Below are 12,865 nucleotides of genomic sequence, written 5' to 3' on the forward strand. Positions count from 1 at the left end.
GATTAGTAACAACAAAGTTTTGGTAGTCAGCATGACTGCCACAATTAACAGGTAACATAAAAATCGCCCTCCAGTCGATAAAATAAAATATATTCAATCGGCTTCGTCGCAAATTTTGAGCGATTTGTCAAGTGTTTTTGGCAAAAAAAGTGGGGGATTTTAATAAAAAGGAATCAGAAAGCCTTGATTTTACTGGGCCGAAGATTCCGAGAGATCATTCCAGCACAATGGGGGATAAAGATTCTCTGGCGAGTAGCTTCTGATTTTTGGTATTACGTTTGATGAATTGGCGTTCCATGCCAAAAGAAATCAGTTTTGCAAGAAAAAGTAGTCTTGAACTGGCTGGTTTATATAAGAAAGTCAGGTTTTTCTTTTTCGCATCTGAAATGCTGTCATCCTGAATGAATAAAGTGTAAATATCTTGCATAGCCATATTACAGTCAGACATCAGTGGAAGAAGATTCTGGTGGATAGTATGAGCTAATTTTTCCTGATTGGATGGCTTGGAATAGTAAGCGGATATTTTAGGACTGATTTTAGCCTGACCAGTCATCCAGCGGCAAACCAGACCGTTGTCCATTGAAAAATCCTGATTTGCCGGATCATCCATAAAATCTTCAAATAATTCGTATAAAAAATCAGGCTGACTCATTTGATTACTTTCGCTGATATGATTTTTTAAGCAAGTGCTAATAGAAGAAAAATTGCATCGATTCAATAGAAATTCCCCTTTCGTAGTTAAGATTAAGTATATCTATACTTAATACGAACATATATTCAATTCAAGAAAACGCGGATATTTTTAAATTGATTGTGTCAATTTACAATCAATTTCTATTCAATGTGGTTTTCCGGCAGATTCTGTAAAATAAGCTCAGATTAAAACAATGACGGGAGGAGCTTATGCAACAGAATATTGAATTTGAGCGGTGCATTGATTTTCTGGTACGGATGATTGATAAGTACGGCGATGAAGTCCTCCGTGAGTTGGAGGAAGAAAAACAGAATAAGCAAGAAAAAGAAGCGGCAGTTTCCTGAAATACAAAATGTAAATCAGACTGTCGCTTTTTTCATGCATTTTTAAATCAAATAAATTTTAAAAGCTGATGCAGAGTGTGTGGCTCATTATTCTGAGAAGCGGTAATACGAGTATCAAATGGCTTGAAATGATTCTGCGTATAAAAGCTCAGAAGAAATTCATTATCTTCGCATTCAAGAAACTCCATAATGCCACCTACGGAATATTTGAGACTGGATATGGTTTCCAGTGCAAATCCCAGTAGAATATTTCCAGGAATTCGTTTTTCCTTTGGAAGAGAATAGTTCTTTCCCAACTGGGCGATCAGGTAAGCTGCGGTAGTATAGGATTGTGTTTCTTCATCCAAAATACTGACACGGGACAGCTTTTTTGCCATTGTCTTGCTGATATTTGAAGCACGGACAGAGATGGGTTTTACTGTAAGTGAAAAATAACCAACCAGTGAAGCATCTTCAGCATCAAATACCAGATAAGTGATAGATTGATCTTTTTTGGTAAACTCAATCGCATTATGTAATAAAAAGTATTCCACATCGGGATTTTTGGGACAAGAAAAATCGGAGAGTAAGTCGTAAAGACTTTCCTCTCCGATATATGTCGGTTCGTCTTTATCCAAATATGCCCGAATATTAACGGTAAAATATTTATCAGACATGTTTTTTCTTCCTTTTTGACATTAAAGCTAAGATTTCCTGTGGGTTCGTTAACTGACGTCCGGGAAGTGTCTGCTTTGGTGTGCGGTCACGGTCGGCTTCGTCAATTGCTGCGACAAAACGCTTTACGCTATTTGGATTGGATACGACAAAATTATGAGTAATACTTGAAGTAGCCATACTAACACCTCCTCTTTTTTGGCTTTTTTGTGTATTTATAGTATATGCAATGTGTGATAAAAACACAATATCAAAAACAGAAATTATTTCTAAATAATTTTCAAGCCGGACATTTATTAGACGCTTCCGGTAAGCGAACAATATTTTCGAGCCAATCATTTATAAGTCGCCAATGGTGGGCGGGCAATATTTTGATAACAGAAATGTTCTGTATCTAACTTAATTATACGATTGGCGAAGAAATGCGTCAATACGGAAAATAAGTATTGAAAATGGTTGGAACAAGTACTAAAATAAAGTTGGGACATTAAATGAAAGTTATGTTACGAGATAATAAGAATTGTAGGTGGAAGGTTTGAACATAGAAGCATATGATGCGGATTCATTGAGAAAGATGGTTAGGTTGCTTGAATATGAGAACAAGATATTAAAAGATAAATTGAAGAAAGCAGGCATTTCATATGAAGAGGTGAATCCTTTTGAAGAAAAAATAGAAAGTGCAGAAGAATATGACCTGGATCAAGGGAATCGTATTGTAAATCCACCGTATATTACAGAGAAAATGGCAATACGTTTCTTTTCGATGTTTTGGGGAAGAGAAGATGTATATGCCAGAAGAGGAAAGAACGGGGGCTATTTTCCACAATGTGCGAATCGTTGGAATGACCGGCTTTGCCCTAAACAACGTAAAGAGAAGGTATTGTGTGATGAATGTGAAAATACCCAATGGATTAGTTTGGATGTGAAAAAAATAATTGATCATTTGTTAGGCACAAAAGAAGATGGATCAGATGTAATAGGTGTATATCCTTTACTGCCAAATGGTACATGCAGATTTATTGTATTTGATTTTGATAATCACGAAAAAGGAGCAGAGGTTACGGACTTTGCAAATACGGATAATGAGTGGCATAAAGAAGTGGATGCGCTTAGAAAAATGTGTGAGCTTAATGGTATCAGACCTTTAGTTGAGAGATCTCGATCTGGAAAAGGTGCCCATGTATGGATTTTCTTTAAAAAAGCAATACCTGCAGCAACAGCAAGGAATTTTGGATTTCTCCTGTTAGACAAGGGTTCAACTTCCATCAATCTGAAATCGTTTCATTATTATGATAGAATGTATCCTTCGCAGGATGTGGCAAGCAACATAGGTAATTTAATTGCATTGCCATTACAGGGGCAGGCACTTAAAAATGGAAATAGTGCTTTTGTAGATGAAAATTGGAATGCATATCCTGATCAATGGGATGCTCTTTTTAATAAAACAAGAAAGCTGGGAATAGAAGATATTGAACAATGCATGGCAAAATGGCAGAGAGAATTAGCAGAAGTCAGAGGATTGCTTACTAATATTGAGAAGAATGTCAGACCGAAACCATGGAAGAAGAAATGCGAGTTTTGTAATTCAGATGTTGTGGGCAAGCTGCACGTGGTATTAGGAAATGGAGTTTATATAGATACTCTGAATCTTATGCCAAGAATACAAAATCAGATTCGTAGTTTGGCGGCATTTGATAATCCGGAATTTTACAAAAATAAAAGGCTGGGATATTCTAATTATTATAATTTTAGTACTGTATATTTAGGTAAGGATATAGATGGATATATACAGATTCCGAGAGGACTGCGTGAAAATGTTATTCAGGAATGTGAAAAAGCAGGCATTTCAGTTGATGTCTCAGATCAAAGAGAAACAGGACAACCTATTAGAGTATCTTTTAAAGGTGATTTGCGAATGCAACAGGAATTAGCAGCAGAAAAATTATTATCACATTCAGATGGGGTTTTGAGTGCGGCAACTGCATTTGGAAAGACTGTAGTATGTAGTTACCTTATTGCAGAGCGAAAAGTAAATACGCTCATTTTGCTGCAAAGTAAAGATTTGCTTAATCAATGGGTTGATGAATTGAATCATTTTTTAGAGATAAGAGAAGAACCACCGGAATATGAAACAAAAACAGGAAGAAAGAAAAAAAGAAGTAGTGTGATAGGCGTTTTGCACGGAAATAAAAATACATTGACGGGGATCATAGATGTTGCAATGGTTGGTTCGATGTACAGCAGAGGAAAATTTAATGAACGAATTAATTCTTACGGAATGGTAATTATGGATGAATGTCATCACGCAGCTTCTAATACATCTATGGAATTATTGCAGAAAATAAATGCAAAATACGTGTATGGTGTTTCTGCTACGCCTAAACGTGGCGACAGTCTTGATCGGATTATCTATATGCTGCTGGGACCTTTGAGACATAGATTTACTGCGTTGGAGAGGGCTAAGGAACAGGGGATTGGACATTATTTTGTCCCAAGATACACAAGAGTAGTTGATACTGCAGAAAGCAAGGATAATATTAATAAAGCATATAATTTGATTAGTACCAGTAAGGTGCGCAATGAAATGATCATAGATGATGTTATAACTTGTGTTGCAAGAAAACAAACTCCTGTAATTTTGACAAGATTTAAGGAACATGCAAAATTTTTACATGATGCCTTAAAGGAAAAAGCAGATCATGTATTCCTTCTGTATGGGGATAATTCGGATAAGGAAAATGCTGAAATAAGAGTAAAATTAAAGCAGATACCTGAAAATGAATCGCTTATTTTGGTGGCAACTGGTCAGAAAATAGGAGAAGGGTTTGATTTCCCAAGACTGGATGTATTAATGCTTGCAGCACCTGTATCTTTTGAAGGACGCCTGGAACAGTATGTAGGTAGATTAAACAGAGATTATGTCGGAAAAGAAGCCGTTTATGTGTATGATTATATCGATTCGCATGTGCGTTATTTTGATAAAATGTATGCAAAAAGATTGAGAACATATAGGAAGATGGGATTTTCAATCTGGACGCAAGAGTTGCAACCTAAACAAATAATAAATGCAATATTTGATTCTGTAAATTATACCGAAAAATTCGAGCAAGATATTGTAGAGTCAGAAAAAATGGTGGTAATTTCCAGTCCGGATATCAGACAGGATAAAATTGACAGATTTTTATTACTAATAAAGAAGAGACAGGAAGTAGGGGTAAAGGTCACAGTTATTACAACAGATCCGGAAGATATTACTTACGGAAAGTCAGATGTATGTTATGAATTAATCAGAGCAATGCAATTGGTAGGAATAAATGTGATAACAAGAACAGAAGTAGAAGAATGTTTTGCTGTTATTGATGATGAAATAGTATGGCATGGCGGGATGAATCTACTTGGAAAAGCTGATGTCTGGGATAACTTAATGCGTATCAGAAATTCACAAGTTGCAATTGAATTGTTGGAAATTGCTTTGGGATGTTCTGAGGAAGGGAGGAAAAGTGAATAAAAAGATTAAATGCGATATATATACCAGGGTATCCACAACCATGCAGGTAGATGGTTACAGTCTGGATGCCCAGAGAGAAAAACTTAAGAGATATGCAGAATTTCAGAACATGGAAATCGTAAATGAGTATTCAGACGAAGGTAAGTCTGGAAAGAGCGTAGAGGGCAGACCGGAATTTCAGAGAATGTTGGATAATATTGAGAATGGAACAGATGAGGTGCAGTTTGTACTGGTGTTCAAGCTTTCCAGATTTGGTCGTAATGCGGCAGATGTATTAAACTCTTTGCAGAGGATGCAGGATTTTGGAGTGAATCTGATCTGTGTAGAAGATGGGATTGACAGCTCAAAAGATAGTGGAAAGTTGATGATTTCTGTCTTGTCTGCGGTGGCAGAGATTGAAAGAGAGAATATCCTTGTTCAGACAATGGAAGGACGCAAGCAGAAAGCCAGGGAAGGAAAATGGAACGGCGGGTTTGCTCCATATGGTTATGAATTGGTAAATGGAGAATTGCAAATCGCAGAGGACGAAGCGGAGATTATTCGCCTGATCTATGATAAATTTATTCATACTAATATGGGAATCTCAGCGATTGCTGCATGGCTGAACCAGCATGGATATAAAAAGAAAAAACGACAGAATAATACACTGGATGCATTTGCTTCTTCGTTTATAAAAGGCGTTCTGGATAATCCGGTATACTGTGGAAAGCTGGCTTATGGACGAAGGAAGAATGAGAAAGTTTCAGGAACAAGAAATGAATATCGCATTGTAAAACAGGAAAATTATATGCTGCACGATGGTATCCATGAAGGAATCGTTTCGGAAACAGACTGGGAGCTGGCTCATCAAAAACGGGAAAAAACAGGTGTGAAATATGAAAAGACACATAGTCTTGATCATGAGCATATTTTATCTGGGATATTGAGATGCCCGTTATGTGGAAGCGGTATGTATGGAAACGTGAACCGAAAGAAAAAGAAAGACGGAACCTTATATAAGGATTATTTCTATTATGCCTGTAAACATCGTCGCCTGGTAGATGGTCATAAATGCGGATATCGTAAACAATGGAGTGAAGAGAAGATTAACAATGCAGTAGAAGAAGTTATTCGTAAGCTGGTGAAGAATCCTAAATTTGAAGAAGCAATTTTGAATAAAATCGGTTCAAGAATAGATACAGAAGAAATAGAAAAAGAGATTGAAGGATTGGAAAAGCAGCACAGGCAGTTGACCGGAGCAAAAGCAAGACTTGGACAGCAGATGGATAGCCTGGATATCATGGATAAATTTTATGAGAAGAAATATCAGGATATGGAGACAAGGTTATACCGTTTGTATGATGAGATTGAAGGCGTGGAGAACAGTATAGAAGAAGTCAAGAACCGCCTGTTGAATATCCAGCAACAGAAAATATCAGAAGAAAACGTCTATCAATTTCTTTTATATTTTGATAAACTATATGATAAGTTCACCGACCTGGAGAAGAAAGAATTTCTTAACAGCTTTGTGGAACAGGTGGACATTTACGAGCAGGAGCAGCCAGATGGCAGATTCCTGAAGCACATAAAGTTCCGTTTTCCAGTGTATTTTGGAGACAGGGAGACACAGGAACTTTGTTGGGATAACGAAAGTACCGTTGAAAGTTGCGCTTTATTGTCTAAACTAGAATAAAAACTGGATGAGAAGGTGACTAGAATTCGAAGAATCGCCATATAAGTCAACAAATGCCGGGTAAAATGATGACTAGAATTCGAAGAATTGCCATATAAGTCAACGAATGCCGGGAAAGCATATGACTGGAATTCGAAGAATCGCCATATAAGGCAACGAATATCGGGAAAGCATATGACTGGAATTTGAAGAATTGTCATATAAGTCAACGTATGTCAGGGAAACTGATGACTGGAATTTAAAGAATCATCATTTGAGTCAATACATGATTGATATTTGTTGACTAGGAGGTGCATATTTTTGGCATCGTGAAGCGTGTTTCTGTGAACAGTAACGAGGTGGTGCTTATGAGCTCCAGACTGACAAAAAATCTACTTGATAAATATAGATCAATATGATAAAATAAGGCCATTCTCCGCGAGGGAGTAATCGGCATATTCCGGAACATTTTTCAGATATGTTTTGAAGAGTGTGTAGTACTATCGACATAATGGTGCCATATGCACCCGGTATTACAGTAAACGATGAGACTCATGGACAGTTAAAACAGCTGTCTGTGTGTCTCTTTTTTTATGCTGCAGGAATATTACAGCAGCTCAGATAACATAAAAAAGTCTTCCGGGAAGGGTTCTATGTTACTGAAAAATTATTTTATACAGGAAAAGGAGCAAAAAACACATGAATATTTTTGAACTTTTTATACTGGCGATAGGCCTGTCTATGGATGCATTTGCAGTATCTGTCTGTAAGGGCCTTTCCCTGGGCAGAATCAATGCAAAGCATATGTGTATCGCAGGCGCATGGTTCGGGGGATTTCAGGCATTAATGCCCCTTGTGGGATATTTTGGCGGACGATTCTTTGCAGATAAGGTTACTCGATACAGTCACTGGGTAGCTTTTGTCCTTCTGGTGTTCATTGGTGCCGGCATGATCAAAGAATCGAAAGAGGAAGAACATGTAAATGCGGATATGGATATAAAATCCATGTTCATCCTTGCAGTGGCTACCAGTATTGATGCACTGGCAGTGGGAGTGACATTTGCTTTTCTGAAAGTAGAGATCGTATCAGCAGTATCCTTTATCGGTGTGATCACCTTTGTCTGTTCAGCAGCAGGGGTAAAGATAGGCAGTCTTTTCGGAATGAAATACAAATCCAAAGCGGAATTATGCGGAGGTATTATCCTTATCCTCATAGGTACAAAAATCCTGCTGGAAGGACTGGGAATGATATAAATAATAATTACAAATCTCAACTCAAACGTGTTATAATACTACTATTAATGAACAGGCATGAAATGATTATCCGCCTGAATAATTTAAATAACATATCAGGGAGGTTTCTATTATGAAAAAAGTAAAAACAGCAGCAGCACTTTTATGCAGTGCATGTCTGGTACTTTCAGGAACTGCTGTACCGACAATGGCAGATTCAGTGAAGGTTGTGACACTGGGAGCTGATCTTACTCAGGACCAGAAGAATACAATGATGAAATATTTTAATGTAGACAGTAACCAGGTACAGATCCTCACGATTACTAATCAGGATGAGAGAGATCATCTGAGTGCTTATGTACCGTTAGAGCAGATCGGAACCAGAACAGTAAGCTGTGCATATGTAAAGCCGACTCAGTCAGGCGGTATCAAAGTAAGAACAGCCAACCTTAACTGGGTAACATGTAACATGATCGCAACGTCACTTTCCACATCAGGTGTCAAGAACTGTGAAGTTGTAGCCGCCTGCCCGTTTGAGGTATCCGGCACCGGAGCGCTTACAGGTATTCAGATGGCGTACGAGACAGCTACAGGGGAGCAGCTTGACAGCACGAAGAAAGAACTTGCTACAGAGGAAATGGTAGTGACAGGAAATCTGGCTGATGAGGTTGGAAAGAATGATGCAACTACTGTTATGAATAACTCGAAGATACAGGTTATCAAAGATAATGTCCAGAATGTGGATGATATCTATAATATCGTAGTAAATGTTGCTCAGCAGAATAATGTAAATCTGGATTCTGACCAGATTAATAAGATCGTAGAGCTTCTGAAACAGATTGCGCAGCAGGAGTACAATTATGATGATGTAAAAGCAACACTGGAGCAGGTAGAACAGAATACATCCGGTGATAATGATGAGCTTGGTGATATTGATGATGAAGAGGATGACACTGTAAATGCAGGTGATCCAGCAGATGGTGATGATATCCTGAATAATGTGGATAACAGTGCTTTAGGCGGAGATATCGTAGAGAGTTCCACAGAGAATCCATCGCTGGAGGAGGATTCAGGTCTGATTGAGGACGACGGGGACGATCAGAGTGACGGAGACCTCAGCGAAACAGAGGAACCGCAGGAGCCGGATGGTGATGAAACTACGGATGACAGTACGCTTGGAAATACAGATGAAGGTGATACAGACTCCGATGAAGGAACAGATGATACAGAAAATGATACCACATCAGATGAATTGGATACTTCTGCACTGACAGAAGATCAGAAAACCATGTTTGATAAAGCTGAGAATTTCTGCAAGGGAGAATATGAAGGCGATACCACTGCTCTTACAACAGCTATGGAAGATGAAACAGCAACAGCTTCCGTAACTCTTGATGCTGAAAATGGTGCAACTCTTGCTAAGAATGTGGAGAAGGCATATCTGAAAATTCTTACAGAAGGCACAGCTTCTTATCAGGCAGATGGAACTGAAATTTACATGAGCACAGAGCTCAATATGGTAGATAAGTCCATGAAGGAAATCTTCGGATTAAGTGCAGATGCACAGGCAAGTCCGGAGCTTGGAGAACTTTCAGATGATGACAGACAGACCTTATATAATGAAACAATGAAATTCTTTGAGAAACTCTACGGAGAAAGCACAGAGACTTATGATACAACGGATGCAGATTCCACAGAGACTGCAGGCGGCGAGGAAAATGCAGAATAATCAAAGCATCATGCAGATTTCAGAGAATAAGGATGGTTCTGCAAAGGTATTGTTTAGGATACGAAAAGCAGAGATGACAGATGTGGATGAGATCATGGCTGTTATGCATGAAGCGAAGAATGATAAAGAGCATCCGGACTGGTTTGTATCTGATGATGAGGAATATGTCAGGACACATATAGAAGAACAGGGTTTTGTGATCGTGGCACAGACAGCAGATGGTTCTGTTGCGGGTTTCTTCATTATTAAATATCCTGAAAACAGGGAAGATAATCTGGGAACTTATCTTGATTTTGATGAGGAACAGCTTTCCCATGTTGCAGTCATGGATTCGGCAGTTGTGTGTTGTGCATACAGGGGAAACGGGCTGCAGGGGCATATGCTGGAAGAAGCGGAGAGATTGCTGGATACAGACCAATATTATTATCTGATGTGCACCATACATCCGGATAATCAGTTCAGCAGACATAATATGGAAAGCCATGGATATGAAGTTAAGAGAACGGCACTCTGTTACGGAGGTCTGCCAAGATGTATCCTTCTTAAGGATTTAACCGAATCAGGGAAGTCCCCTGCACAGGTTGTGAAAAGCAGCAAACAATAATAGTAATGGAAAGCAGTTGGTGAAATTTTTGCGATTTTGCCGGCTGCTTTTTGTTATGTATGGAAAAAATGAGATGAATGTGATAAAATGATGTGATTATAGCAATCCTCGTAAATAATGAATCTTAATCCGGCCCATCAGAGCGTGAAACCTGAAACTGTCTTAAATGCATTATTTATGTTACTGTTCACTGGTAATATCCCGCGAGGTGTTTTTTGTGAGCGAAGGTCACAGAAAACCCGAGACATACTGCGCGAATTTATGCGATTAGCATAAATTAAGTTTGCGAAGCAAACGATACTCCTTGGGCATTGCACAAGGAGGTTCATATTTCCTGCATCGCGAAGCGTGTTGCTGGGAACGGAGTGAACAGTAACTTATTTATGAGGGCTGCTATAGAAAACAGAGTCATATAATTGACAAAAGATAAACATAAAAAAATACAAGGAGAAATACGAATGGGAATGGCAGTAGTAACTCTGAAAAAGGGAGAGGGAAGACTTCTGAAATCCGGCGGAATGTGGATTTTTGATAATGAGATAGATACAGTCATGGGAAATTTCGAGAACGGTGATATTGTACTTGTCCATGATTTTGACGGATATCCTATGGGAAGAGGGTTCATTAATACTAATTCTAAGATTACGGTACGTCTTATGACCAGAGATGAAAATGTTGATATTAATGAAGAACTTTTGGAGAAGCGTGTACGTGATGCATGGGAATATCGTAAGAAAGTGGTAGATACAGGATGCTGTCGTCTGATTTTTGCAGAGGCAGATTTCCTTCCGGGAATTGTGGTGGATAAATTTTCGGATGTACTGGTAGTTCAGTCACTGGCTCTGGGGATCGATCGTTTTAAAGAAACAATCGTAGAACTCCTCAGGAAAGTCCTGGCAGAAGATGGGATCACTATTCGCGGTGTTTACGAAAGAAGCGATGTGAAGGTGCGCAAACAGGAAGGAATGGAAATGGTTAAGGGTTTTATAGGACCAGAGTTTCCAACACTTGTGCAGATTGAAGAAAATGGCGTAAAATATGAAGTTGATGTAAAGGACGGGCAGAAGACAGGATTTTTCCTGGATCAGAAATATAACAGGCTTGCAATTCAGAAGCTCTGTAAGAATGCGAAAGTTCTGGATTGCTTTACACATACAGGTTCCTTTGCACTCAATGCCGGAATTGCAGGAGCTGCGAGCGTAACCGGTGTGGACGCCTCTCAACTGGCAGTAGATCAGGCAACCGCTAATGCGACATTGAATGGTTTATCCGACAATGTGAAATTTATTTGCGAGGATGTTTTTGAACTGCTTCCAGAACTGGAAGAAAAGGGTGAGAAATTTGATGTTGTGATTCTTGATCCTCCGGCATTCACCAAATCCAGAAATTCTATTAAGAATGCAGTAAAAGGATACAGGGAAATTAATCTGCGTGCCATGAAACTGGTAAAAGACGGAGGTTTTCTTGCAACCTGTTCCTGTTCTCATTTTATGGACTATGAATTATTTACCAAAACCATCGGACAGGCGGCAAAGAATGTACATAAAAGACTTCGCCAGGTAGAATACAGGACACAGGCACCGGATCATCCGATCCTGTGGGCGGCAGATGAGTCTTACTATCTGAAGTTTTACATATTCCAGGTATGCAATGACAGATGATTATTTGGCATATCAGGTAGGGGCAAAATATCTTTTGCCCCTAGAGCGTGTCTGAAAAATCATTTCCACAATCTGCACGCCCCACTTTGCGGTATATTTTGCCCGAATTCGGTTGCCGTAGCCCGCTACGACACCCTCATCCGGGCAAAATCTCCCACAAATTGTGACATATATCTTGCGGAAAGCATTTTTCAGACACGCTCTAACATCATAAGAGTACACAATAAAGAAAGAGAGGAAATAATATTATGAGTTTCAGAGAAGTAAAAGCAGAAGAACTGACAATGAATCCATTTACCAAGATTGGAAAGGAATGGCTGCTGATCACAGCCGGAAATGAAGAAAAATGCAATACCATGACAGCAAGCTGGGGTGCAATGGGTGTTATGTGGGGAAAGAACGCAGTGACAGTGTATATCCGTCCTCAGAGATACACCAAGGAATTTGTGGACAGGGAAGATACATTTACAATTTCTGTTCTGGGAGAAGAGTATCGCAAGGCATTAAATTATTGCGGAAAGGTTTCCGGAAAAAATGCGGATAACAAGATTAAAGAAGCAGGACTGACTCCTTACTTTACAGACGGAACAGCCGGAATTGAAGAAGCTGACATGATCATGGTCTGCAAAAAAATGTATCATGATGAGATTAAACCGGAATGCTTTGATGCCGGGGAAAACGACGGTAAGTGGTATCCGCAGAAAGACTACCATACCATGTATATTGCAGAGATCCTGAAAGTTCTTGTCAGAGAGTAAAAAAATGCATTACAAACAGTAAAAAAGAG

Annotated in this window: 12 protein-coding genes and 1 pseudogene; 9 read left to right on the forward strand and 4 right to left on the reverse strand. The window is 38.9% G+C overall.

Going from position 1 to position 12,865, the window contains the following annotated elements; genetic code table 11:
• Positions 1-217: 217 nt before the first annotated feature.
• A pseudogene (locus NQ550_RS05385) lies at positions 218-652 on the reverse strand (tetratricopeptide repeat protein); the annotation flags it as partial.
• Positions 653-903: 251 nt separating this feature from the next.
• On the opposite strand from NQ550_RS05385, the gene NQ550_RS05390 reads away from it, so the two are divergent.
• Positions 904-1,038, forward strand: a complete 135-nt coding sequence (locus NQ550_RS05390) for a hypothetical protein (protein ID WP_255610876.1) — start codon at positions 904-906, stop codon at positions 1,036-1,038.
• 47 nt (positions 1,039-1,085) lie between these two features.
• Here NQ550_RS05390 and NQ550_RS05395 read toward each other — a convergent pair whose 3' ends face one another.
• Both NQ550_RS05395 and NQ550_RS05400 read right to left on the reverse strand, forming a co-directional pair.
• A complete protein-coding gene (locus tag NQ550_RS05395) occupies positions 1,086-1,694 on the reverse strand; it encodes a hypothetical protein (protein WP_025581026.1) in 609 nt (202 codons plus the stop codon).
• The gene (locus tag NQ550_RS05400; protein ID WP_014080774.1) at positions 1,687-1,872 is read right to left on the reverse strand and encodes a hypothetical protein; all 186 of its coding nucleotides are present in this window, start codon (positions 1,870-1,872) and stop codon (positions 1,687-1,689) included. The genes NQ550_RS05395 and NQ550_RS05400 overlap by 8 nt, the downstream gene beginning before the upstream one ends.
• A 355-nt stretch (positions 1,873-2,227) precedes the next feature.
• Between NQ550_RS05400 and NQ550_RS05405 the strand changes: the two genes are divergently transcribed.
• From NQ550_RS05405 to NQ550_RS05430, 6 genes are all read left to right on the forward strand, one after another.
• Entirely contained in the window at positions 2,228-5,200 is a 2,973-nt protein-coding gene (locus NQ550_RS05405) for a TOTE conflict system archaeo-eukaryotic primase domain-containing protein (protein ID WP_025581025.1), read from the forward strand.
• Between the two features lie 40 nt (positions 5,201-5,240).
• Entirely contained in the window at positions 5,241-6,872 is a 1,632-nt protein-coding gene (locus tag NQ550_RS05410; RefSeq protein WP_044996899.1) for a recombinase family protein, read from the forward strand.
• A 678-nt stretch (positions 6,873-7,550) separates the two neighbouring features.
• Positions 7,551-8,105, forward strand: coding sequence for a manganese efflux pump MntP (locus tag NQ550_RS05415; RefSeq protein ID WP_008705613.1), 555 nt, complete (start codon positions 7,551-7,553; stop codon positions 8,103-8,105).
• 112 nt (positions 8,106-8,217) lie between these two features.
• Positions 8,218-9,813 (forward strand): DUF1002 domain-containing protein, encoded by a 1,596-nt coding sequence (locus tag NQ550_RS05420; protein WP_020993380.1) that lies wholly within the window; start codon positions 8,218-8,220, stop codon positions 9,811-9,813.
• On the forward strand, positions 9,803-10,417 hold the full coding sequence (locus NQ550_RS05425; RefSeq protein WP_025581022.1) for a GNAT family N-acetyltransferase: 615 nt from the start codon (positions 9,803-9,805) through the stop codon (positions 10,415-10,417). The genes NQ550_RS05420 and NQ550_RS05425 overlap by 11 nt, the downstream gene beginning before the upstream one ends.
• A 458-nt stretch (positions 10,418-10,875) precedes the next feature.
• Positions 10,876-12,078 (forward strand): class I SAM-dependent rRNA methyltransferase, encoded by a 1,203-nt coding sequence (locus NQ550_RS05430; protein ID WP_025581119.1) that lies wholly within the window; start codon positions 10,876-10,878, stop codon positions 12,076-12,078.
• Between the two features lie 12 nt (positions 12,079-12,090).
• Here NQ550_RS05430 and NQ550_RS22435 read toward each other — a convergent pair whose 3' ends face one another.
• Positions 12,091-12,240: a DUF6783 domain-containing protein gene (locus NQ550_RS22435; RefSeq protein WP_306452300.1), complete on the reverse strand. Its 150-nt coding sequence runs from the start codon at positions 12,238-12,240 to the stop codon at positions 12,091-12,093.
• Between NQ550_RS22435 and NQ550_RS22440 the strand changes: the two genes are divergently transcribed.
• Both NQ550_RS22440 and NQ550_RS05435 read left to right on the forward strand, forming a co-directional pair.
• On the forward strand, positions 12,172-12,330 hold the full coding sequence (locus NQ550_RS22440) for a DUF6783 domain-containing protein (RefSeq protein WP_320055377.1): 159 nt from the start codon (positions 12,172-12,174) through the stop codon (positions 12,328-12,330). The two genes, NQ550_RS22435 and NQ550_RS22440, sit on opposite strands and share 69 nt — an antisense overlap.
• On the forward strand, positions 12,327-12,836 hold the full coding sequence (locus NQ550_RS05435) for a flavin reductase family protein (protein WP_025581120.1): 510 nt from the start codon (positions 12,327-12,329) through the stop codon (positions 12,834-12,836). The genes NQ550_RS22440 and NQ550_RS05435 overlap by 4 nt, the downstream gene beginning before the upstream one ends.
• The last annotated feature ends 29 nt before the right edge of the window (positions 12,837-12,865 follow it).

The sequence above is a fragment of the Blautia wexlerae DSM 19850 genome, assembly GCF_025148125.1.
In the GTDB taxonomy this organism is placed as follows: domain Bacteria; phylum Bacillota; class Clostridia; order Lachnospirales; family Lachnospiraceae; genus Blautia_A; species Blautia_A wexlerae.

Coding starts and splice junctions, on each gene's coding strand:
- NQ550_RS05390 (WP_255610876.1), top strand. CDS start 904: ATGCAACAGAATATTGAATTTGAGCGGTGCATTGATTTTCTGGTACGG.
- NQ550_RS05395 (WP_025581026.1), bottom strand. CDS start 1,694: ATGTCTGATAAATATTTTACCGTTAATATTCGGGCATATTTGGATAAA.
- NQ550_RS05400 (WP_014080774.1), bottom strand. CDS start 1,872: ATGGCTACTTCAAGTATTACTCATAATTTTGTCGTATCCAATCCAAAT.
- NQ550_RS05410 (WP_044996899.1), top strand. CDS start 5,241: ATGCAGGTAGATGGTTACAGTCTGGATGCCCAGAGAGAAAAACTTAAG.
- NQ550_RS05415 (WP_008705613.1), top strand. CDS start 7,551: ATGAATATTTTTGAACTTTTTATACTGGCGATAGGCCTGTCTATGGAT.
- NQ550_RS05420 (WP_020993380.1), top strand. CDS start 8,218: ATGAAAAAAGTAAAAACAGCAGCAGCACTTTTATGCAGTGCATGTCTG.
- NQ550_RS05425 (WP_025581022.1), top strand. CDS start 9,803: ATGCAGAATAATCAAAGCATCATGCAGATTTCAGAGAATAAGGATGGT.
- NQ550_RS05430 (WP_025581119.1), top strand. CDS start 10,876: ATGGGAATGGCAGTAGTAACTCTGAAAAAGGGAGAGGGAAGACTTCTG.
- NQ550_RS05435 (WP_025581120.1), top strand. CDS start 12,327: ATGAGTTTCAGAGAAGTAAAAGCAGAAGAACTGACAATGAATCCATTT.